Source organism: Serratia sp. CC22-02, from assembly GCF_900182895.1.
Lineage (GTDB): Bacteria > Pseudomonadota > Gammaproteobacteria > Enterobacterales > Enterobacteriaceae > Serratia > Serratia nevei.
The window spans coordinates 426743-447598 of record NZ_FXUD01000002.1; the positions used below are offsets into that span (position 1 = coordinate 426743).

At 64.9% G+C, this 20856-nt stretch carries 22 protein-coding genes; 15 read left to right on the top strand and 7 right to left on the bottom strand.

What is annotated here, in order from left to right; genetic code table 11:
* Positions 1-61: 61 nt before the first annotated feature.
* From QOL81_RS08865 to modE, 3 genes are all read right to left on the bottom strand, one after another.
* Positions 62-634 (bottom strand): cysteine hydrolase family protein, encoded by a 573-nt coding sequence (locus QOL81_RS08865; RefSeq protein WP_283439788.1) that lies wholly within the window; start codon positions 632-634, stop codon positions 62-64.
* A gap of 95 nt (positions 635-729) precedes the next feature.
* The gene (modF, locus tag QOL81_RS08870) at positions 730-2217 is read right to left on the bottom strand and encodes a molybdate ABC transporter ATP-binding protein ModF (protein WP_060423726.1); all 1488 of its coding nucleotides are present in this window, start codon (positions 2215-2217) and stop codon (positions 730-732) included.
* 90 nt (positions 2218-2307) lie between these two features.
* Positions 2308-3099: a molybdenum-dependent transcriptional regulator gene (gene modE / locus QOL81_RS08875; protein WP_049201184.1), complete on the bottom strand. Its 792-nt coding sequence runs from the start codon at positions 3097-3099 to the stop codon at positions 2308-2310.
* A gap of 189 nt (positions 3100-3288) precedes the next feature.
* Here modE and QOL81_RS08880 point away from each other — a divergent pair, with 189 nt between their 5' ends.
* The 9 genes from QOL81_RS08880 to modC all read left to right on the top strand — a co-directional run bounded on the left by QOL81_RS08880 (position 3289) and on the right by modC (position 11998).
* On the top strand, positions 3289-5448 hold the full coding sequence (locus QOL81_RS08880; protein ID WP_060432148.1) for a TonB-dependent siderophore receptor: 2160 nt from the start codon (positions 3289-3291) through the stop codon (positions 5446-5448).
* 4 nt (positions 5449-5452) lie between these two features.
* Entirely contained in the window at positions 5453-6448 is a 996-nt protein-coding gene (locus tag QOL81_RS08885) for an ABC transporter substrate-binding protein (RefSeq protein WP_283439789.1), read from the top strand.
* Between the two features lies 1 nt (position 6449).
* Complete coding sequence (locus tag QOL81_RS08890; RefSeq protein WP_033642220.1) at positions 6450-7205, top strand: class I SAM-dependent methyltransferase; 756 nt, start codon at positions 6450-6452, stop codon at positions 7203-7205.
* Position 7206: 1 nt separating this feature from the next.
* Positions 7207-8232: a FecCD family ABC transporter permease gene (locus QOL81_RS08895; RefSeq protein ID WP_060423683.1), complete on the top strand. Its 1026-nt coding sequence runs from the start codon at positions 7207-7209 to the stop codon at positions 8230-8232.
* Entirely contained in the window at positions 8229-9017 is a 789-nt protein-coding gene (locus QOL81_RS08900) for an ABC transporter ATP-binding protein (protein ID WP_149572044.1), read from the top strand. Before QOL81_RS08895 ends, QOL81_RS08900 begins: the two co-directional genes overlap by 4 nt.
* Positions 9018-9162: 145 nt before the next feature.
* The gene (locus QOL81_RS08905) at positions 9163-9312 is read left to right on the top strand and encodes an AcrZ family multidrug efflux pump-associated protein (RefSeq protein WP_004939813.1); all 150 of its coding nucleotides are present in this window, start codon (positions 9163-9165) and stop codon (positions 9310-9312) included.
* A 158-nt stretch (positions 9313-9470) separates the two neighbouring features.
* Entirely contained in the window at positions 9471-10244 is a 774-nt protein-coding gene (modA, locus tag QOL81_RS08910) for a molybdate ABC transporter substrate-binding protein (protein WP_038870956.1), read from the top strand.
* Positions 10241-10930 (top strand): molybdate ABC transporter permease subunit, encoded by a 690-nt coding sequence (gene modB / locus QOL81_RS08915; RefSeq protein WP_019454005.1) that lies wholly within the window; start codon positions 10241-10243, stop codon positions 10928-10930. The genes modA and modB overlap by 4 nt, the downstream gene beginning before the upstream one ends.
* A complete protein-coding gene (modC, locus tag QOL81_RS08920) occupies positions 10931-11998 on the top strand; it encodes a molybdenum ABC transporter ATP-binding protein ModC (protein ID WP_016928697.1) in 1068 nt (355 codons plus the stop codon).
* Positions 11999-12029: 31 nt separating this feature from the next.
* On the opposite strand, the gene QOL81_RS08925 is transcribed toward modC, so the two are convergent.
* Positions 12030-12848: a pyridoxal phosphatase gene (locus QOL81_RS08925; protein WP_149572570.1), complete on the bottom strand. Its 819-nt coding sequence runs from the start codon at positions 12846-12848 to the stop codon at positions 12030-12032.
* A 178-nt stretch (positions 12849-13026) separates the two neighbouring features.
* Here QOL81_RS08925 and pgl point away from each other — a divergent pair, with 178 nt between their 5' ends.
* The gene (pgl, locus tag QOL81_RS08930) at positions 13027-14022 is read left to right on the top strand and encodes a 6-phosphogluconolactonase (RefSeq protein WP_060423698.1); all 996 of its coding nucleotides are present in this window, start codon (positions 13027-13029) and stop codon (positions 14020-14022) included.
* A gap of 67 nt (positions 14023-14089) precedes the next feature.
* Here the strand turns inward: pgl and QOL81_RS08935 are convergent, their stop codons facing one another.
* Positions 14090-14572 (bottom strand): kinase inhibitor, encoded by a 483-nt coding sequence (locus QOL81_RS08935; RefSeq protein ID WP_060420913.1) that lies wholly within the window; start codon positions 14570-14572, stop codon positions 14090-14092.
* Positions 14573-14728: 156 nt separating this feature from the next.
* Between QOL81_RS08935 and QOL81_RS08940 the strand changes: the two genes are divergently transcribed.
* Positions 14729-15130: a YkvA family protein gene (locus tag QOL81_RS08940; RefSeq protein ID WP_038870940.1), complete on the top strand. Its 402-nt coding sequence runs from the start codon at positions 14729-14731 to the stop codon at positions 15128-15130.
* Positions 15131-15134: 4 nt separating this feature from the next.
* Here QOL81_RS08940 and bioA read toward each other — a convergent pair whose 3' ends face one another.
* On the bottom strand, positions 15135-16409 hold the full coding sequence (bioA, locus tag QOL81_RS08945) for an adenosylmethionine--8-amino-7-oxononanoate transaminase (protein WP_060440490.1): 1275 nt from the start codon (positions 16407-16409) through the stop codon (positions 15135-15137).
* 88 nt (positions 16410-16497) lie between these two features.
* Here bioA and bioB point away from each other — a divergent pair, with 88 nt between their 5' ends.
* From bioB to bioD, 4 genes are read left to right on the top strand one after another with little or no spacing between them, the layout of a single operon-like run.
* On the top strand, positions 16498-17535 hold the full coding sequence (gene bioB / locus QOL81_RS08950) for a biotin synthase BioB (protein WP_031299723.1): 1038 nt from the start codon (positions 16498-16500) through the stop codon (positions 17533-17535).
* Complete coding sequence (gene bioF, locus QOL81_RS08955) at positions 17535-18686, top strand: 8-amino-7-oxononanoate synthase (RefSeq protein WP_197757747.1); 1152 nt, start codon at positions 17535-17537, stop codon at positions 18684-18686. The genes bioB and bioF overlap by 1 nt, the downstream gene beginning before the upstream one ends.
* Positions 18670-19437 (top strand): malonyl-ACP O-methyltransferase BioC, encoded by a 768-nt coding sequence (gene bioC / locus QOL81_RS08960; protein WP_060420921.1) that lies wholly within the window; start codon positions 18670-18672, stop codon positions 19435-19437. Before bioF ends, bioC begins: the two co-directional genes overlap by 17 nt.
* On the top strand, positions 19430-20104 hold the full coding sequence (gene bioD, locus QOL81_RS08965; RefSeq protein ID WP_070914085.1) for a dethiobiotin synthase: 675 nt from the start codon (positions 19430-19432) through the stop codon (positions 20102-20104). The genes bioC and bioD overlap by 8 nt, the downstream gene beginning before the upstream one ends.
* Before the next feature lie 26 nt (positions 20105-20130).
* Here the strand turns inward: bioD and QOL81_RS08970 are convergent, their stop codons facing one another.
* A complete protein-coding gene (locus tag QOL81_RS08970) occupies positions 20131-20853 on the bottom strand; it encodes an ATP-binding cassette domain-containing protein (RefSeq protein WP_049195911.1) in 723 nt (240 codons plus the stop codon).
* Positions 20854-20856: the final 3 nt, after the last annotated feature.

The following is a 20856-nucleotide window of genomic DNA, read 5'->3' on the forward strand; positions in this document are numbered from 1 at the left end:
AGGTCGGGGCAGTGACGGATTTGTGCATGATGCCGGCCCACACGACCGGCGACAACGCGGGTCAGCCTTTCATCCAGGCCTGCGAGCGGGTGATTTCGGCCAGGTTTTGCAGGGTGTCCAGGCTCTGCTGGTGGATCTCCTGCGTGGGGGCCGCGCACAGGTCGTGCAGCACGGTCACCTGAAAGCCGGCGTCGTGCGCCTGACGCGCGGTGCTCTCGATGGCGAGCGGCGTGCTGACGCCCGTCAGCAGCAGATGATGGCACCGATGCTGCCGCAGCCAGGCTAACAAATTGTTACCGGAGAAGGCGCTCACCGCCGTTTTTTCAAACAGCAGATCGGTTTCTTCCTGATGCAGTTCGGGCATCCAGCGGCAGCCCGGGCTGTTAAGCCGCAGCGCGCCTATCTGTTTCAAATGGTTGAACAGCGGCGAGTGGGGGGGAATATCATGATAATCGTCGGCGAATCCCACCCGCACCCAAATCACCGGGATTTTTCGCACCCGGGCGTAGGCCGCGGCGGCATTGACGTTGGCGAGCAGGTGGGTCGCCACCACCTGTTCGCGGCAGTGGTTGGCGCGCCCTTTGGGCCCGATCAGATCCTCGATCAGGTCGATAATAATCAACGCAGCGGACATGGCGTCTCCAGAAAATGGCCTTCTTTCTTTCTATGATAAAAGGCCAAATGTGATGTGCTGCGGTGAAGTGTTGCCGGATATGTTTACGCCGCGCTTCAGGCGGAGGCCGCCTCCAGCCGTTGCCGTTGGTAGCCGTAGCCGCCCTCGCCGTCGGGCACGAAGCTGAGGCGGTGAGTGATGCACTGCGGCGCGTCTTCGGCATGGTGCGAGACGAACAGCAGCTGGGTGGCACCCTGGCCGATCAGCACGTCGATGAAGCGACGCACCAGCTGGCGATTGAGCGGATCCAGCCCTTGCAGCGGCTCGTCGAGGATCAGCAGCGCCGGGTGTTTCACCAGCGCGCGGGCGATCAGCGCCAGCCGCTGTTGGCCCCAGGAAAGGCTGTGGAACGGGGCATCGCCGCGCGCGCCGTCGAGCCCGAGCAGCGCCAGCCATTGTTCGGTCAGCTGCCGCTGACGATCCGAGACCGCCTGATAAATGCCGATCGAATCGAAGAACCCCGACAGCACCACGTTGCGCACGCTGGTGTTGACGCGATAGTCCAGATGCAGGCTGCTGCTGACGTAGCCGATATGGCGCTTGATCTCCCAGATGGTTTCCCCGCTACCGCGGCGGCGGCCGAACAGCGTCAGATCGTTGCTGTAGCCCTGCGGATGATCGCCGGTGATCAAACTGAGCAGCGTGGATTTGCCGGCGCCGTTCGGGCCGACGATCTGCCAATGTTCGCCGGGGTTAACCTGCCAGTCGAGATGATTGAGGATCGGCCGATCGTTATAGCTGACCACGCCGTCGCGCAGGACGATCAGCGGCCGATCCGCCGGCAGCGTCACCTTTTGCGTCGGATCTTCGGTCTCCGGCAGCGCCAGCCCGCTGAGGTTTTCGCTGTGCGCCAGCTGCGCCACCAGCGCGTCCGCCATCACCTGGCGGCGCGGCCCGCGGCTGGTCAGGGTGCAGTCCGCCAGCACGCCCACCTGCCGGACAAAATCCGGTATTTCGTCGAACCGGTTGAGCACCAGCACCACGGTTTGGCCCTGGGCGGAAAGCTCGCTCAGCAATGCGGCGAGCTGCGCGCGCGAGTGAACGTCCAGCCCGTCGAAGGGCTCGTCGAGGATCAGCAGGTCAGGCTCGGGCATCAGCGCCCGGCACAGCAGGGTTTTACGCGTTTCGCCGGTGGAGAGGTATTTGAAGCGGCGCGTCAGCAGGGCGGTGATGCCGAACTGCGCGGCCAGCCGCTCACAGCGCGCGGCGTCTTTCACCTCTTCCTGAATGATTTCCGCCGCGGTGCGGCCGGTGTCGTCCTCGTCCGCGCTGAGCAGATCGGTGTTGTTGCGTTGCCACTCGTCGCTGACCATTTTTTGCAGCTGTTCGAAGGAGATGCGCACCGCGTGCTGAAAATCGCTGCGGCGTTCACCGCTCAGCAGAACCAGTTCGTCCGCCAGCGCGCGCGCCAGGGCAGATTTGCCGCTGCCGTTGGCGCCGACGAAGGCCCAGCTGTCGCCGGCCTGGATTTCCAGCGCGTCCAGCGTCAGGGTGCGGGTATCGCTTAAGCGGAATGAACCTTGCGAAATGTGCAACGACGACATCACCTGTTCCTTTTTTTGCAATTATTTGCCTTAGAAATAGGCGCATTGCAGGGGGATGTCAATCAACAAAAACGCAACGTCACGTTGCGCTTAACACAACGTGGCGACAATCACGCGATCGGCGTTGAACAGGGCGTGTACGGCGGCACCGACGCTCAGCTGCAGACGCTGCAGCTCCGCCGTCGTCAGGGTGGCGCACAGGGTTTCGCCGCCCGCCAGCGTCACCAGCACCTCGCTGTGTTCAGCGCCTGGCTGAATGCCGGCCACCACGCCCGCCAGCGCGTTATCTGCGCCGGTATGCTCCGCCGTATCGACGCTTAACCGCACCCATGGCGCCTTGATCAGCGCCAGCACCTCTTTACCCGGCGTCAGCTGCAGCCGGTCGGCGCTTTGTTGGGTGACGGCCGCCATCAGGCGAGTGGTGCCGTCGTTCAACAAAATCGCCAGGTGCTGCTGCACCTGCTGATGATCGCGTTCGATGACGGTGCCGAAGAACTGATTGCGCGCGCTGGTTTGCAGCGAGAAGCGCGAGATGGCCGCCAGCAGGCTGTCGAGCGGCAGATCGTCCTGCTGCAACACGTCGAAAGCTTTTTGCTGCACCTGGCCCAGCAGGTCATACAGCTGGATCAACCGCTGGCCATAGTGCGTCAGCTGCGCGCCGCCGCCGCCTTTACCGCCGGTGGCGCGTTCCACCACCGTTTGTTCCGCCAGCTGGTTCATTTCATTGATGGCGTCCCAGGCGCTTTTATAGCTGATGCCCGCCAGTTTGGCGCCCTGGCTGATGGAGCCGGTGTGCTGCACCTGTTTCAGCAGCGCGATGCGGCGCGGATCGGCGAACAGCTTTTGCTGGAGTTTGAGAGTCAGAAGAATTTCGGCCTGCATAGCGCATCCTGTCGGCGGCAAAAATCTTATTGTCGCCGATTTGGCGGCAAAGCGCCAAACGCAGTGCGGTGGAGCGCGGGGCAATAAAGACTGGCATTGCTTTGTTGTTATAATATAACATAACAGAAAAACGATAAGGCTTTACGCCGGCTTACGGCCGGTTTTTATTTCACCACAGGGATGCTCCACATGAGTACGACACGCCGGCGTCTTGTCACGCCCAGAAAATCTTTATGCCTTGCCGCCTGGGTCGGCGGCGCACTGACGGCGCCGCTGGCTTTCGCTGCCGACTGCGATAAAGCTCGCAATGCCACGGGGTGCGAAGAACAGCTCACGGTGGAGGCGGCGGCCCCCGCCGGGCGCTACGATGCGTTGAGCGCCGTGAGCCGCAGCGCTTCGCAGCTCGGGCTGACCGCTCGGGAAACGCCGCGCAGCGTCGATATCATCAGCGCAAGAGCGATCCAACAGCGGGGCGACCGCTCGCTGGCCGCCGCCGTCGAGCATGCCACCGGTCTGTCCGGCGTCGCTTCGCCAACGTTGTCCAATAACTTTTCCGCGCGCGGTTTCCGGCCTATCGCCTGGTTGTATAACGGCGTGGAGATGCCCGGCAGCACGCTGCAGCTGGGCGATCCGGCGCATTACGACAGCATCGAGGTACTGCGCGGGCCGGGATCGGCCTTGAACGGCCTGAGCGCCGCGGGCGGCAGCGTCAACCTGATCTCGCGGCGGCCGACCTTCAGCCGCCAGCCGCTCGAGCTCGATTATGGCTTCGGCAGCTACCGCAGCCAGCGTCTGCATCTGGGGGCCGGCGGCGCGCTGGTGGACGATGCGGTGGCGTACCGGTTGGACGTCAGCGGCAACGACAGCGGCAGCAACGTGCAGTATGAACGCGATCGGCAGAAGCGGGTTTCCGGCTCGCTGCTGTTTAAGCTGACGGACGATGCGCTGTTGACGCTTAGCCTGGACCGCATGCTCAACCGCACCAACAACCCTTACTACGGCACGCCGCTGCTGGACGGGCGCATTGCCGGCGAGCTGCGCGACATCAATTACAACAACCTGACCGACAGCCGCATCCAGAGCAACGCCACCGCATTTCAGGCCAGCCTGGACTGGTTTATGACGCCCGAAGTGGAATGGCATAACCAATTCTATTACTACAGCGGCTTTCGCGAATGGCGCAACGTCGAGCGCTTCCGCGTCGCGGCGGCGGCCCGGCCCGGCGACGTCAACCGCGACTCCTTCGGCGCCCTGGCGCACGACGACGATCTGATCGGCAACCGCAGTTCGCTGGTATTCGACCGCGCCATCGCCGGTTTTGATAACCGGTTGCTGGTCGGCCTCGATCTGAGCAAGCGGCATTTTCAGTATTATTCCAACGGTTTCCCCGGCTCGGAAGACGTACCGCTTGGCGCGCCGCCCAGAGAGCCGTTCGCCCAGGGTACCGACCGCCAACGCGCGCCGGTGCGCCACGTTACCCAGAACCAGTACGCCGCCTTTCTCGAGGATCGCTTCAGCCTGACCGAGCGTTTAGCGTTGCTGGGCCAGCTGCGCTACAACCATATGAACATGGACTGGCGCTTCCAGGGGCCGCAGGAAGAGAGCCGCGCGCACACCTACGTTTTCAGCACCTGGAGCCTGGGCCCCAGCTATGCATTGACCGACAACCTCACGCTCTACGCCAACTACACCACCGGCCAGGAGCCGGGCAACGATCTGTTCTTCCTCAGCCCAACGCAGACCGATCTGCCGCTGACGCGAGCGCGCCAGTGGGAGGCCGGCGCCAAAGGGCAGTTCTGGGGGAACAAGGGCGAGGCGACGCTGGCGCTGTACGAACTGCGCAAGGACAACCTGTTTGTGCCCGACGCGCAGCGGCCGGATGCGTTGAACGCGGTAGGCAGGCAGACGTCGCGCGGCATTGAGCTTGGCGTGGTGCTGCGTCCCGACGAACGCTGGGAGCTGGCCGGCAACGCCGCTTACACGCATGCCCGCTACGACGACTATCGCGGCGGTAGCCCGCTGCGCAGCTACAACGGCAATCGCCCGGCCTATATCCCGGACTGGACCGCCAACCTCAGCGTGCATTATCAGGCGACGGAGCGCCTGGGGCTGGCTTCTTCACTGCGCTACGTCGGCAGCAGTTACAACGACGACTCCAACCAGCGCAAGATGCGCGCGTACACCACGCTCGATCTGGCGGCGGATTATCAGCTGACGCCGATCGTTGATGTCGGTTTTCGCATTCGCAACGCCACCAACCAGCTGTACGCCTATCAGCGCACCTATCCGGATCAGGCGCTGATCGCGCCGCCGCGCAGTTATGAAACCTTCGTGTCGGTCAGGTTCTGACAGCGTGAAACGCTGGCTTGCCCTGCTGTTGTACGCCCTGGGATTGGGCGGCAGCGCGCCGCTGCGTGCCGATGCCGTCAGCCTGCAAAATTGCGGGGTAACGCGCGATTACCCGCAGCCGCCGCAGCGGGTGCTGGTTTACGCCAACCCGGCGCTGGAAAACCTGCTGGCGCTGGGGCTGGCTGGCCGCGCGATCGGCGTGGTCGGGTATGACCGCACGCGCGATCCCGTGCCAACGGCGTCGGCCGAGACATTGCAGGCGCCCACCAGCCCGGCGCCGCCCACGGCGGAAGCGTTGCTGCTGATGCGGCCGGATTTTGTCTATTCGGCTAGCTATTACTGGCTGCACAGCCCGGAAACGCCCGATCGGGCGCGGCTGGCAGAATGGGGCATCGGCACTTATCTCTCTCCCGGCGCCTGCAGCGGCCAGCAAAGCGCGATCGCCGCCGCGCTGACATTCGAAGACATTTTCACCGAGCTGCGGGAGCTGGCGCGCATTTTCAACGTCAGCCGCGCCGGTGAAGCGCTGATCGCGCGGCTGCGCGGGCAGCTGAGGGCGTTTGAGGCGCAGCGCGCGCCGCTGCCGCATTTACGTCTGCTGTGGTGGTATGCCGGCGCGCAAACGCCCTACGTGGCGGGCTGCTGCGGCGCGCCAGGTTTGCTGAGCCGCAGCGTCGGCAGCGAGAACCTGTTCGGCGATCGGCCCGAGCTGTGGCCGACGGTGTCCTGGGAGGTTATCGCCGCCCGCGATCCGGATGCGATCGTGCTTGGCGATCTGCCGCGCGGCGGCCTCGGCGACAGCGCGGCCGATAAGATCGCCTTTCTGGAACATCACCCGCTGACCGCGACGCTGCGCGCCGTGCGTCAGCGGCACTACGTGATCCTCCCCGGTTACGACATGGACCCTTCCGCCCGCACCGTGGCGGCGCTGGGCCGTTTGATTCGGGGCCTGGCGGCCTTGCCGCCGCAGGCGCCGACTTTTTCCAACAAGGAACCTTGATATGACTGCCGTTTCATTCTCTTCGCTGCTGGACTCCTGGGATCGCCAGCAGGCGGCCTACATCGCCGAACGGGAAGCGCGTTTTAACGCCCAGCTGGAGGTGCTGGCGCTGGCCGCCGGCCAGGATTTTCACGTGGTGGATCTGGCCTGCGGCCCGGGATCGCTGAGCCTGCGCATTTTGCAGCGCTTTCCGCAGGCCAGGGTGACCGCCATCGATCTCGATCCGCTGTTGCTGGCGGTGGCGCGCGGTGCGCTGGCGGAGTACGGCGATCGGATCCGCATTCTGCAGGCCGATCTGGCGGATCCGGCCTGTTTTGCCGCGCTGTCCGGCCCCGCGCCACAGGCGGCGGTATCCAGCACGGCGCTGCACTGGCTGATGCCCGAGCAGCAGCTGGCGCTGTACCGCAACGTTGCCGGGCTGCTAGCCGACGGCGGCGTGTTCCTGAACGCCGATCATCAGCGCTATGACCAGCGTCAGCCGCGGCTGAAAGCGTTGGCGGAGCGGCACGACGAGCAGACCCAACAGCGCGCCTGGGACAACGGCGTCGAGGATTGGGATCGCTGGTTTGCGGGCGCGCTGCAATCGCCGGCGCTGGCCGCTTATCAGGCCGAGCGTGAAGCGCTGTTCGCCGGCCGCCCGGTGCCGCCGCCGACGCCGGTGGATTTCCAGCTCGCGGCGCTTAGACAAGCCGGTTTCAGCGAGGCGGGGACGGTGTGGCAGCTGTTGGACGACTATGTGATCGCAGGCTGGAAATAGCATGATCCGGGGGTTACTGCCCGGCCGTAAGGCCGGCTGGCTGCTGTTGCTGGCGGCGGCGCTGCCGCTGGCCCTGCTGGGCGCCACCCTGTCGGGGCCTGCGCCGATCGCGTGGCACGACGCCTGGCGCATCGTGTTCGGCGTCAGCGGCAGTGCGGCGACCGACGCCGAGGTGTATCAGCGCATCATCTGGTCGCTGCGGATGCCGCGCGCGCTGTTGGCGGCGCTGGCCGGCGCCGGGCTGGCGTTGGCGGGCACCGTGCTGCAGTCGCTGACCCGCAACCCGCTGGCCGATCCCTGGGTGCTGGGCATCTCCTCCGGCGCCGGCGTGGGGGCGGTAACGGTATTGGTATTGGGGCTGGGGAGCGGCCTGCTGTCGGTGTCCGGCGGCGCGTTTATCGGCGCGCTGGGAGCGTTTGCGTTGGTGATGCTGCTGGCCGGGCGTTCGCTGCAGGGGGAGTCCACGCTGTTTATTCTGGCCGGGGTGGCGGTGACGCAGCTGCTTTCTGCGTTGACTTCGCTGATCACCCTCTGGCAGGCGGACGCCAACGCCACGCGCGGCGTGATGTTCTGGCTGCTGGGATCGTTCAGCGACGCGCGCTGGCCGCAGGTCGGGCTGTGCGGGCTGGCGCTGGCGGCGGCGCTGCTGCTTTGTTGGCTGCGGGCGGGTGAGCTGGACGCGCTGGCGTTCGGCGGCGTGACCGCCGCTTCGTTGGGGGTGGCGGTGGCTCCGCTGAAGCTGCTGCTGTATGTGGTGACTACCGCGCTGACGGCGGCGATCGTCGCGTTCAGCGGCGCGGTGGGATTTATCGGGCTGACGGTGCCGCATGTCGCCCGGCGGCTGGTCGGCTCGCGGCATCGGCTGCTGTTGCCGGCCAGCGCGCTGTGCGGCGCGCTGTTCGCCGTGGCGGCGGACACGCTGGCCAGAACGCTGTTTGCCCCGCGCGAGCTGCCGGTCGGCGTGCTGACGGCGCTGCTGGGGGTGCCGGTATTCCTGCTGTTGCTGTATCGGAAGGTCAATGCATGACGATTGAAAAAGCGCGATCCGGCCTGCGCGCCGAAGCGGTGAGCTGGCGAGCGGGCGAACGCACGGTGCTGGAAAATCTGGATTTCTGCGCCTTGCCCGGTGAGGTCACCGGCGTGCTCGGCGTCAACGGCAGCGGTAAATCCACGTTGCTCAAGCTGCTGGCCGGGTTGCAGCCTGCCGCCGGGGGCCGCGTTTGGCTGGAAGGGCGCGAAATTACTGCGTTTTCCGGGCGGGAGCGCGCCAGGCGCATCGCCTTTCTCGAGCAATCCGCCCCCGGCGCCTTCGCGCTGCCGGTGAAGGAGGCGGTGCTGCTGGGGCGCTTGGCCCATATCGGCCGCTGGCGCGGTTTCGGCCCCGAAGATCGCCGTCTCGCCGGGCAGGCGATGGAGCAAGTGGGCATCAGCCACCTGGCCGATCGCGATTGGCAGCGGCTGTCCGGCGGCGAACGGCAGCGGGTGCACCTGGCACGCGCGTTGGCGCAGCAAACGCCGTGGCTGCTGCTGGATGAGCCCGCCAACCATCTGGATATCGCCCATCAGCAGCAATTTATGGCCTTGCTGCGGCGGCTGAAGCTCAGCGTGGTGGTGACGCTGCACGATCTGAATCTGGCCGCCTGCTATTGCGATCGGGTGGCGCTGCTGCAGCGGGGCAGGGTCTGCGCGGCGGGTGCGCCGCGGCAGGCGCTGACGCCGGAGAACATTCGCGCGGTGTACGGGGTGGAGGCCCGGCTGGCGGCGCCCGCCGGCTATGCGCCGCCGCTGATCTATTACCCCGCACCGGCATGAGCCCGGTGGAAAGGGCACGTTTAGCCGATCACAATTTCGCCCCGCTGGCTAAAATAACTCCGGTTTTACCGATTTTTTGGGTTAGAATAACCCGATATGCGGTGAAAGGCATTTGCCGCTCAATGGGCAGTTAAGCGAGGCTATCATGTTGGAATTATTGAAAAGTCTGTTGTTTGCCGTGGTCATGGTGCCGGTGGTCATGGCGCTGATCCTCGGCCTGATCTACGGTTTTGGCGAAGTATTCAACGTCTTCTCCAAAGTGGGCCGTTCGAAAGAAAATCGCACCCAGCACTGACCGTTCCCCATCCCGATACCCGCCGGCATCGCCCGGCGGGCATTCCTCAAGTTATCTCACGCTTTGCCGATAAACCGCATGACAAGCTTTCGCGCAACGTTATATTATTTTTTATATAACGAAGAGTGATAATGCACGTTAACTTGCGGAGAAAAACAATGAAACAGCAATGGACCAAATGGGTTGGCGGGATCGTGTTGGCATCGGGCCTGGTGGCACAGGCTTCGGCGGCGGAAAAGATCACCGTGTTCGCCGCTGCGTCGCTGACCAACGCGCTGCAGGACATCGCCACCCAGTATCAAAAAGGCAAGGATGTGCAGGTGGTTTCCTCCTTTGCGTCCTCTTCGACGCTGGCGCGCCAAATTGAGCAGGGCGCCCCGGCCGATCTGTTCATCTCCGCCGATCAACAGTGGATGGATTACGCCATCGACAAGCAGCAGATGGTGAAAGACACCCGCTATACGCTGCTGGGCAACGAACTGGTGCTGATCGCCGCCAAGAGCGATAAGCAAGATAAGATCGCCATCGACAAGCAGACCGACTGGACCAAGCTGCTCAACGGCGGCCGTCTGGCGGTGGGCGATCCGGATCACGTGCCGGCCGGCATCTACGCCAAAGAGGCGCTGGAACACCTGGGCGCCTGGAGCGCGCTGGAGCCGAAACTGGCGCGCGCCAACAACGTGCGCAGCGCGATGGCGCTGGTGGAGCGCGGTGAAGCGCCGCTCGGCATCGTCTACGGCTCCGACGCGGTCGCCAGCGACAAGGTGAAAGTGGTGGGCGTATTCCCGGAAGACAGCCACAAACCGGTTGAATATCCGATGGCGATTGTGAAAGATCGTCAAAATCCGACGGTCAGCGCTTTCTATACCTATCTGAAGGGCCCGGAAGCGGCCGCTATTTTTGAACATTATGGATTCACCCCGCGTAAATGATTCTGAGTGAGTACGAGTGGCAGGCGGTTGAGCTGAGCCTGAAAGTCTCCGGTTTGGCGGTGGTCTGCAGCCTGCCGTTCGGCATTCTGATGGCCTGGGTGCTGGTGCGTTGCCGCTTTCCCGGCAAGGCGCTGCTGGATGGCGTCATTCACCTGCCCCTGGTACTGCCCCCGGTGGTGGTCGGCTATTTGCTGCTGATCGCCATGGGGCGGCGCGGCGTCATCGGCGAGTGGCTGTACGACTGGTTCGGCTTCAGCTTCAGCTTTAGCTGGCGCGGCGCCGCGCTGGCATCGGCGGTGGTGGCGTTTCCGCTGATGGTGCGCGCCATCCGGCTGGCGCTGGAGGCGGTGGATACCCGGCTGGAGCAGGCGGCGCGCACGCTGGGCGCCAACCCGTGGCGGGTGTTTTTCACCATCACGCTGCCGCTGTCGCTGCCCGGCGTCATTGTCGGCGTGGTGCTGGCCTTCGCCCGCTCGCTGGGGGAGTTCGGCGCCACCATCACCTTCGTCTCCAACATTCCCGGTGAAACCCGCACCATTCCGCTGGCGATGTATACGCTGATCGAAACGCCGGGGGCGGAAGCCGCCGCCGCGCGGCTGTGCGCGATCGCCATCGTGCTGTCACTGGCTTCGCTGATGGTGTCCGAATGGCTGGCCCGCTGGGGCCGCAAACGGATGGGGGTGTAAATGCTGGAGCTGGATTTCTCGCAGCAACTGGGCGACCTTAATCTCAACGTCCGCGCCGATTTGCCGGCGCAGGGCATCACCGCGATTTTCGGCCTGTCCGGCGCGGGCAAAACTTCCCTGATCAACGCCATCGGTGGCCTGACCCGTTTGCAGCAGGGGCGCATCGCGCTCAATGGCCGCACGCTGGTGGATACCGCCGCGGGCCTTTGCCTGCCGCCGGAAAAGCGTCGTATCGGCTACGTGTTTCAGGATGCACGGCTGTTCCCGCACTATCGGGTGCGCGGCAACCTGCAGTACGGCATGGCGGCCGGCATGCGCGCACAGTTCAACACTATCGTCGAGCTGCTGGGCATCGGGCCGTTGCTCAATCGGCTGCCGCTGACGCTCTCCGGCGGTGAAAAACAGCGGGTGGCGATCGGCCGCGCGCTGCTGACCGCGCCGGAACTGCTGCTGATGGACGAGCCGCTGGCCTCGCTCGATCTGCCGCGCAAACGCGAGCTGCTGCCGTATCTGGAGCGGTTGGCGCAGGACGTCAACATCCCCATCCTCTATGTCAGCCATAGCCTGGACGAGATCCTGCGCCTGGCCGAGCAGGTGATGGTGCTGGATCGCGGCGAGGTGCGTGCGTTCGGCGGGCTGGAAGCCGTCTGGGCCAGCAGCGCGCTGCGGCCGTGGCTGCAGCGTGAAGATCAGAGCAGCGTGCTGCGCGTCAGCGTGATTGAGCATCATCAGCGCTATGCCATGACCGCGCTGGCGCTCGGCGATCAAAGGCTGTGGGTCAGCGGTATCGACGCCGAACTGGGCACCCAGTTGCGCATTCGCATCAACGCCGCCGACGTCTCGCTGGTGCTGCAGCCGCCGGTCAACAGCAGCATTCGCAACGTGTTGCCGGCCAAGGTAAGCGAGTGTCTGGACGTGGACGGGCAGGTGGAAGTGAAGCTGGCGGTCGGGGAGCACGTGCTGTGGGCGCGGATCACGCCGTGGGCGCGAGACGAACTGGCGATCCGCCCTGGGCAGTGGCTGTACGCGCAGGTGAAGAGCGTGTCGATCAGCCGCGAGAGCCGCTAAGACAGGCCCTCCCGGCGGGAGGGCGAAAAGATTACAGCACGCGGGTGCGGATCACCTCGGCGATGCCCGGCTGCAGGTTATCGGCGATCACCAGATCGGCGCGTTCCTTGATCGCGTCATCGGCGTTGCCCATCGCCACGCCCAACCCGACTGCTTCCAGCATGCTGATGTCGTTGTAGTTGTCGCCGAACGCCACCACCTGATCCATGCTCAGCCCCTGCGACTCCACCCATTGGCGCAGGCGCTTGCCTTTGCTGTTGCCGCCTTTGGCGATATCCACCTGATCGTGCCAGGACCATTCGCACGCCAGCCCCAGCTCTTTCTCCACCGTGTCGGCAAACTCGCGCAGCGCCAGGGTATCGGCGTGCGAGGTGGCGAATTTCCAGATCGCCTGCGCGTCGTCGGCCGCCTGCGCCAGGCTGCCGACCTGCAGCAGCGTTGGGCGCTGCGCTACCGGCAGGGTTTCGGCCCAGGCCAGCGAGCGGGTCACGTGGCCGCTCGGCTTCTGGTAGAGCATGGCGTCGTCAACGTACATCAGCCCGTGAATGTCGGTCTGTTTGAGCATCTGCAGCACCTGCTTGGCCTGATCTTTCGCCAGCGGATCGGCCGCCAGCACCTTCTTCTGCTGAAAATCATACAGGTAGGTGCCGTTGCAGCAGATGGCCGGGGTGTCTATCTGCAGCGCCTGGTAGAACGGATGGATAGCGACGTGATGGCGGCCGGTGACCACCACCACCTGGATGCCGGCGGCGCGCGCCTGCGCCAGCGCTTCCAGCGACTGCGGTAAGATGCGTTTTTGGTTGTCCAGCAGGGTGCCGTCAAGATCGAGGGCGATGACGCGGTAGCTCATAGGGTTCTCGTTATCGTTAGCCATAAAATTAATCCGATGGTACACCGGATAGCCAACGGAGAAAACCGCGTGAGCTTCCGGTGCTAAGCGGGGTTGCCATGCGACGGATGTGCGGTAAGCTAGGGGCAATCGAACGGCCTGAAACCGGTTCCTCTTTTACCCTTTGCAAGGAGAACACATGAAGCAAATCGTTTATGTCGCCAGCCCGGAGAGCCAGCAGATCCACGTTTGGCAGTTGGACGATGCCGGCGCGCTGGCGCTGCTGCAAACCGTTGATGTGCCGGGCCAGGTGCAGCCGATGACCCTTCATCCGGACAAGACCCACCTGTACGTCGGCGTACGTCCGGCGTTCGGCATCGTCAGCTATCGCATCGAGGCGGACGGCACGCTGCAGCAGGCCGGCATGGCGCCGCTGCCGGGCAGCCCGACCCATATCTCCACCGATTTGCAGGGGCGTTACCTGTTCTCCGCCTCCTACAGCGGCAACTGCGCCAGCATCAGCCCGATCGGCCACGACGGCGTGGTGACGGCGCCTATTCAGCAGATCGACGGCCTGACCGCGCCGCACTCGGCGAACATCGATCCGACCAACCAGCTGGTGCTGGTGCCTTGCCTGAAAGAAGACCGCATCCGCCTGTTCAACCTGAGCCTGGCGGGCCAGCTGACGCCACACGCGCAGGAAGCGGTGGCGACCGCCGCCGGCGCCGGGCCGCGTCATATGGCGTTCCACCACAACGACAAGTTCGCTTACTGCGTCAATGAGCTGGACGGTACGGTGGACGTGCTGGCCATCTCGGAAAACGGCGGTCACTACACCGTGACGCAGACGCTGGACATCATGCCGGCCGACTTCGACGGCACCCGCTGGGCGGCGGACATTCATATCACGCCGAACGGCCGCTTCCTGTACACCAGCGATCGCACCGCCAGCATTCTGACCATCTTCAGCGTTTCCGAAGACGGCGGCACGCTGAGCGTGGTCGGCTATCACCCGACCGAAGCGCAGCCGCGCGGTTTCAATATCGATCACAGCGGCCGCTTCGTGATTTCGTCCGGCCAGAAGTCCGATCACATCGCGGTGCATGAGATTGATCAGCGCAGCGGTGAGCTGACCACGCTGGCGCGTTATCCGGTGGGCAAAGGCCCGATGTGGGTGAGCGTGCTGGCGAAGTAATTCGGCGGTCAGACGAGTATGGAAAAAGCGCGGTTCGGTTGAATCGCGCTTTTTTATTGGCGGGGGATCAGTTGAACGTCACCGTCAGCGTGGCGCTGCCGAGGCTGTGGAAATGGACGTTAAAGCCCACCAGCGCGCCGCTGGATCCCTCATCTACTTCGATACGCTCCACGTCCAGCGCATGCACGGTGAACTGGTAGCGGTGGCTCTCGCCCTCTGGCGGCGCCGCGCCGCCGTAGCCAGCCGAGCCGAAGTCGGTGCGGGTCTGCAGTGCGCCGGCGGGCAGCGGCGCTTTGCCGGAGCCCGCGCCCTGCGGCAGCTCGCGCACGTCGGCGGGAATATTGGCCACGATCCAGTGCCACCAGCCGGAGCCGGTCGGGGCATCGGGATCGTAAACGGCGATTACGAAGCTCTTGGTGCCGGCCGGCACGCCGTCCCAGGCCAGGTGGGGCGACAGGTTATCGCCGTGGTAGCCCATGCCGTTGAAGACCTGCGCCTGCGGCAGCTTGCCGCCGTCCTGCAGATCGTTGCTGTACAAACGAAAAGCCATAGTGACTCCCAGTTGTCGGTAAACGCGGACCCTTAAGCTAGATCGTTTCGCCGTGACAATACAAGTGGGATTGCCATTCGCCAACGGCGGCGCGGATCGGTTACCATGGCCGCATCTTCCTTCCTACAGACCGCCGGATAGCCAAACAACGCCACCATGATCTCACTGAAAAAACGCACGCCGTGGTTCGGCTGGCTGCGCCGTTGGGCCAAAAGCATCAAGCGCGATATTTATGCGTTGTGGCTGGCTGCCCGTGATAAGCGCACCCCGTGGTACGCCAAACTGATCGCGCTGCTGGTGGCCGGCTATGCGATCTCGCCGATCGATCTGATCCCGGACTTCATTCCGGTGCTGGGCTATCTGGATGACGTCATCATCGTGCCGTTGGGCATCATGCTGGCGGTGCGCCTGATCCCCAAGCCGCTGATGGCCGAGCTGCGCGAGAAGGCGCAAAAGCGCGTTGATAACCCCACCGGCCGCATGGCGGCGGCGATGATCATTTTACTTTGGCTGCTGTGTCTGGGATTGCTGGCCCGCTATCTGGACCAGCATTGGTAAGGCATTAACGCGCGGCGGCGGCGACGGCGGCGGTCAGGCGGCTGAGCTGTTCCGCTTCGATGATGTAAGGCGGCATCAGGTAAATCAGCTTGCCGAACGGCCGGATCCACACCCCGCGTTCGACGAATCCGCGCTGCAGCTCGGCGACGTCCACCGGTTCACGCATCTCCACCACCCCAATCGCGCCCAGCACCCGCACGTCCGCCACCTTCGGCAGCGCCGCGAGCGGCAGCAGTTCCTGTTTCAGCTGGGCTTCGATGGCGCTCACCTGCGCCTGCCAGCGATTTTCCGCCAGCAGCGCCAGGCTGGCGTCCGCCACCGCGCAGGCCAGCGGGTTGCCCATAAAGGTTGGGCCGTGCATAAAGCAGCCGGCCGCGCCGTTGCTGATGGTCTCCGCCACGTGGCGGGTGGTCAGGGTGGCGGACAGCGTCATGTAGCCGCCGGTCAGCGCCTTGCCCAGGCAGAGAATGTCCGGCACCACCTGTGCGTGCTCGCAGGCGAACAGCTTGCCGGTGCGGCCGAAGCCGGTGGCGATCTCGTCGGCGATCAGCAGCACCTGATGGCGATCGCACAGCTCGCGCACCCGCTTGAGGTAGGTCGGGTGGTAGATACGCATGCCGCCGGCGCCTTGCACCACCGGTTCCAGGATCACCGCCGCCACTTCACCGGCGTGCTGCTCCAGCAACGCGGCGAACGGCGCGATGTCCTCTTCGCGCCATTCCTCGTCGAAGCGGCACTGCGGCGCGGTGGCGAACAGGTGCGGCGCCAGGTAGCCCTGATAGAGGCTGTGCATCGAGTTGTCCGGATCGCAGACCGACATCGCGCCGAAGGTATCGCCGTGATAGCCGTGGCGCAGCGTCAGGATGCGCTGCCGCCGCTCACCGCGCGCCTGCCAGTACTGCAGCGCCATCTTCAGCGACACTTCCACCGCCACCGAACCGGAATCCGCCAGGAACACGCACTGCAGCGCTTCCGGCGTCATCGCCACTAACCGGCGGCACAGCGAGATGGCGGCCGGATGGGTAATACCGCCGAACATCACGTGCGACATCTTCTCCAGCTGCCGGCTGGCGGCCTGATTCAGGTGCGGATGGTTGTAACCGTGGATCGCCGCCCACCAGGAGGACATACCGTCCACCAGACGCCGGCCGTCCGCCAGCTGCAGCTCGACGCCGCTGGCCGACTCGATCGGGTAACAGGGTAACGGGCGGCTCATGGAGGTGTAGGGGTGCCAGATATGACGTTGGTCAAACGCCAGGTCGGAAGCGGTGACAGACATACTTGTAAACCAAATTGAATTAAGATTGGTTGACAGTATATCCACAATATTTAAACTGGCGACACTTTTTCGTTTTGGAGACGCCATGATGGCCGATCGCATTCACTGGACAGTAGGGCAAGCCCAGGCCCTGTTTGATAAACCTCTGCTTGAACTGCTGTTCGAAGCGCAAACCGTACACCGCCAGCACTTTGACCCGCGTCAGGTGCAGGTCAGCACGCTGCTGTCGATCAAGACCGGCGCTTGCCCGGAAGACTGCAAATACTGCCCGCAAAGCTCGCGCTACAAGACCGGCCTGGAGTCGGAGCGGTTGATGCAGGTCGAACAGGTACTGGAATCGGCGCGCAAGGCCAAGGCAAACGGCTCGACCCGTTTTTGCATGGGCGCGGCGTGGAAGAACCCGCACGAGCGCGATATGCCTTATCTGCAGCAGATGGTGCAGGGCGTGAAAGCGATGGGCATGGAAACCTGCATGACGCTGGGCACGCTTGACGGCACTCAGGCCGAGCGGCTGGCGGAAGCCGGGTTGGATTATTACAACCATAACCTCGATACCTCGCCGGAGTTTTACGGCAGCATCATCACCACCCGCAGCTACCAGGAACGCTTGGATACGCTCGACAAAGTGCGCGACGCCGGCATCAAAGTATGCTCCGGCGGCATCGTCGGGCTGGGTGAAACGGTGCGCGACCGCGCCGGGCTGCTGGTGCAGCTGGCCAACCTGCCGAAACCGCCGGAGAGCGTGCCGATCAACATGTTGGTGAAGGTAAAAGGCACGCCGCTGGCGGATAACGACGACGTCGATCCGTTTGACTTTATCCGCACCATCGCGGTGGCGCGCATCATGATGCCGTCTTCTTATGTCCGCCTCTCCGCCGGCCGTGAACAGATGAACGAACAGACGCAGGCGATGTGCTTTATGGCCGGCGCCAACTCGATCTTCTACGGTTGCAAGCTGCTGACCACGCCGAACCCGGAAGAAGACAAGGATCTGCAACTGTTCCGCAAGCTGGGGCTGAACCCGCAGCAGACCGCCACCGAACATGGCGACAACCAGCAACAGCAGGTGCTGGCTAAGCAGCTGCTGAACGCCGATACCGCCGAGTTTTACAACGCGGCGCCGTGATGAGCTGGCAACAACGCATCGAGCAGGCGCTGGCAGAGCGGCGCCTCAACGCCGCCTACCGTCGGCGACAGACCACCGAGGGCGGCAACGGCCGCCAGATCCGGCTGGGCGATCGTCTCTACCTGAACTTCTCCGGCAACGACTATCTGGGGCTGAGCCAGGATGCGCGGGTGATCGCTGCCTGGCAGCAGGGCGCGCAGCGTTACGGTGTCGGCAGCGGCGGGTCGGGCCATGTCACCGGCTTTTGCGCAGCGCATCAGGCGCTGGAGGAGCAACTGGCGGCGTGGCTCGGCTATCCGCGCGCGCTGCTGTTCATCTCCGGTTACGCCGCCAACCAGGCGGTGCTGGCGGCGTTGATGCAGAAAGGCGATCGCATTTTAGCCGATCGCCTCAGCCACGCCTCGCTGCTGGAGGCGGCGGCGCAATCGCCGGCCGAGCTGCGCCGCTTCCAGCACAATCAGCCGCAGGCGCTGGCGGATCTGCTGGCCAAACCCTGCGACGGGCAGCGGCTGGCGGTGACCGAAGGGGTGTTCAGCATGGACGGCGACGGCGCACCGTTGGCGGAACTGCATCGCTTAACCCGCGCGGCGGGCGCCTGGCTGATGGTGGACGATGCCCACGGCGTCGGCGTGCGCGGCGAGCAAGGCCGCGGCAGCTGCTGGCAGCAGGGCGTGCGCCCTGAACTGCTGGTGGCGACCTTCGGCAAGGCGTTCGGCGTCAGCGGCGCGGCGGTGCTGTGCGATGAGGCGACCGCCGAGTATCTGCTGCAGTTCGCCCGCCATCTGATCTACAGCACCGCGATGCCGCCGGCGCAGGCCTGTGCGCTGCAGGCGGCGCTGGCCTGCATTCGAGAGGGCGATGAACTGCGCGCCCGGCTGCAGGACAACATTCGGCGTTTCCGCCAGGGCGCGGCGCCGCTGGCGCTAACCCTGACGGATTCCGATACCGCCATCCAGCCGCTGCTGGTGGGGGACAATCAACGCGCGCTCGATCTGGCGACCCGCCTGCGCGAGCGCGGGCTGTGGGTGAGCGCCATCCGCCCACCGACGGTGCCGCCGGGCGGCGCGCGGCTGCGCATCACCCTGACGGCGGCGCATCAGCCGCAGGACATCGATCGCCTGCTGGAGGTATTGCATGACGTCAGCCAATGACGCGGTGAACAAACAGGCGGTCGCTTCGGCCTTCAGCCGCGCCGCCGGCAGCTACGACGCCGCCGCCGCGCTGCAGCGAGACGTTGGCGAGCGCTTACTGGGGATGGGGAGTGCCCATCCGGGCGAACGGCTGCTGGATGCCGGCTGCGGCACCGGCTATTTCAGCCGCCTGTGGCGCGAGCGCGGCAAGCAGGTGACCGCGCTCGATCTGGCGCCGGGCATGCTGGACGTTGCCCGTCAACGGCAGGCGGCGCACCATTATCTGCTGGGCGATATCGAACAGGTGCCGCTGCCCGATGCGGCGATGGACATCTGTTTCAGCAGCCTGGTAGTGCAGTGGTGCAGCGATCTGCCCGCCGCGCTGGCGGAGCTGTATCGCGTGACCCGCCCCGGCGGAGTAATTTTGTTTTCCACGCTGGCGGCGGGATCGCTGCAGGAACTGGGGGACGCCTGGCAACAGGTGGACGGCGAGCGCCACGTGAACGCCTTTCTGCCGCTGGCGCAGATCCGCGCCGCCTGTGCTGACTATCGGCACGAACTGGTCACGGAGCTGCGCACCCTGAACTACCCGGACGTGATGACGCTGATGCGTTCGCTCAAGGGCATCGGGGCCACGCACCTGCATCAGGGGCGCGAGGGCGGCCTGATGTCGCGTGGCCGTCTCGCCGCGCTGCAGGCGGCTTACCCGTGCCGGCAGGGGCAGTTCCCACTCAGCTATCATCTGGTTTATGGAGTGATTTATCGTGATTAAACGTTGGTTCGTGACCGGCACCGACACCGAAGTCGGTAAAACCGTCGCCAGCAGCGCCTTGCTGCAGGCCGCCAACCGGGCGGGCTACCGCAGCGCCGGTTATAAGCCGGTGGCTTCCGGCAGCGAAATGACCGCCGAGGGGCTGCGCAACGGCGATGCGCTGGCGCTGCAGGCCAACAGCGGCGTGGCGCTCCGCTACGACGAAGTGAACCCTTACGTTTTTGCCGAACCGACCTCGCCGCATATCGTCAGCGCCGATGAAGGCCGGCCGATCGAGGCGGCGCGGCTGTCCGACGGCCTGCGCCGGCTGGAGCAGCGCGCCGACTGGGTGCTGGTCGAGGGCGCGGGCGGGTGGTTTACCCCGCTGTCGGCGCAGTACACCTTCGCCGACTGGGTGCAGCAGGAGCAACTGCCGGTGATCCTGGTGGTGGGCATTAAACTGGGCTGCATCAACCACGCGGTGCTGACGGCGCAGGCGGTGCAACAGGCGGGGCTGACGCTGGCCGGTTGGATCGCCAACGACGTGACGCCGCCGGGGCGGCGGCATCAGGAATACCTGGCCACGCTGCGCCGTATGCTGCCGGCGCCGCTGCTGGGTGAAATCCCGCACCTGCCGCAGGCCGAGCGGGCGCCGCTGGGGCAGTATCTGGATATCAGCCTGCTATAAACCCTCCATGAGGGAGGCTTTCTCCCTCATTCTCCTTCCTGGCGCGCCAGCCCGGCGCCGATCAACGCCTCATCCAGCTGCGCCAGCGCGCCGTGCGCCACCGTGCGCCCGCTGTCCAACAGGCAGAAGCGGTCCGCCACCCGGCGCACGAACGGCAGCTGATGCTCCACCAGTAAAATGGTCATGCCCAATTCGCGGTTGAGCCTGCGGATCACGTTGCCGATGTCGGCGGCGATCGAGGGGGGAACGCCCGCCGTCGGTTCGTCGAGGATCAGCAGCGCCGGCTCCTGGGCCAGCGCCCGGCCAATCGCCAGCTGGCGTTGGGCGCCCACGCAAAGATCGCCGGCGCGGCGCGCGCGCATCTGGCGCAAATGGGGAAACAGGCTGTAGATCAGCGGCGGAATGCGGCGAGGGGCGCCGCGCCCGGCCATTTGCGCCACCTGCAGATTCTCCTCCACGCTCAGCTGCGAGAAGAGCTGCCGCCCCTGGGGCACGTGGCTGATGCCCAGCGCGGCGCGGCGCTCCATCGGCTGCAGCAACAGGTTTTGCGGCGGCTGATCCGCCGGCTGCCAGGTCATGCTGCCGCTCACCACCGGCACATGCCCCATGATGCAGTTGACCAGCGTGGTCTTGCCCACGCCGTTGCGGCCGAGCAGCACGGTGCACTGGCCGCGTGGCAGCTCCAGGTTGATGTCCCACAGGGTGTGGTTCTGCCCGTAAAATTGATTGACCGATCTCAGGCTCAGCATTTG

Coding starts and splice junctions, on each gene's coding strand:
- QOL81_RS08900 (WP_149572044.1), top strand. CDS start 8,229: ATGACGATTGAAAAAGCGCGATCCGGCCTGCGCGCCGAAGCGGTGAGC.
- QOL81_RS08890 (WP_033642220.1), top strand. CDS start 6,450: ATGACTGCCGTTTCATTCTCTTCGCTGCTGGACTCCTGGGATCGCCAG.
- bioB (WP_031299723.1), top strand. CDS start 16,498: ATGGCCGATCGCATTCACTGGACAGTAGGGCAAGCCCAGGCCCTGTTT.
- modE (WP_049201184.1), bottom strand. CDS start 3,099: ATGCAGGCCGAAATTCTTCTGACTCTCAAACTCCAGCAAAAGCTGTTC.
- modC (WP_016928697.1), top strand. CDS start 10,931: ATGCTGGAGCTGGATTTCTCGCAGCAACTGGGCGACCTTAATCTCAAC.
- bioC (WP_060420921.1), top strand. CDS start 18,670: ATGACGTCAGCCAATGACGCGGTGAACAAACAGGCGGTCGCTTCGGCC.
- QOL81_RS08925 (WP_149572570.1), bottom strand. CDS start 12,848: ATGAGCTACCGCGTCATCGCCCTCGATCTTGACGGCACCCTGCTGGAC.
- QOL81_RS08880 (WP_060432148.1), top strand. CDS start 3,289: ATGAGTACGACACGCCGGCGTCTTGTCACGCCCAGAAAATCTTTATGC.
- bioF (WP_197757747.1), top strand. CDS start 17,535: ATGAGCTGGCAACAACGCATCGAGCAGGCGCTGGCAGAGCGGCGCCTC.
- QOL81_RS08935 (WP_060420913.1), bottom strand. CDS start 14,572: ATGGCTTTTCGTTTGTACAGCAACGATCTGCAGGACGGCGGCAAGCTG.
- bioA (WP_060440490.1), bottom strand. CDS start 16,409: ATGTCTGTCACCGCTTCCGACCTGGCGTTTGACCAACGTCATATCTGG.
- QOL81_RS08865 (WP_283439788.1), bottom strand. CDS start 634: ATGTCCGCTGCGTTGATTATTATCGACCTGATCGAGGATCTGATCGGG.
- modA (WP_038870956.1), top strand. CDS start 9,471: ATGAAACAGCAATGGACCAAATGGGTTGGCGGGATCGTGTTGGCATCG.
- modB (WP_019454005.1), top strand. CDS start 10,241: ATGATTCTGAGTGAGTACGAGTGGCAGGCGGTTGAGCTGAGCCTGAAA.
- QOL81_RS08895 (WP_060423683.1), top strand. CDS start 7,207: ATGATCCGGGGGTTACTGCCCGGCCGTAAGGCCGGCTGGCTGCTGTTG.
- QOL81_RS08905 (WP_004939813.1), top strand. CDS start 9,163: ATGTTGGAATTATTGAAAAGTCTGTTGTTTGCCGTGGTCATGGTGCCG.
- modF (WP_060423726.1), bottom strand. CDS start 2,217: ATGTCGTCGTTGCACATTTCGCAAGGTTCATTCCGCTTAAGCGATACC.
- pgl (WP_060423698.1), top strand. CDS start 13,027: ATGAAGCAAATCGTTTATGTCGCCAGCCCGGAGAGCCAGCAGATCCAC.
- QOL81_RS08970 (WP_049195911.1), bottom strand. CDS start 20,853: ATGCTGAGCCTGAGATCGGTCAATCAATTTTACGGGCAGAACCACACC.
- QOL81_RS08940 (WP_038870940.1), top strand. CDS start 14,729: ATGATCTCACTGAAAAAACGCACGCCGTGGTTCGGCTGGCTGCGCCGT.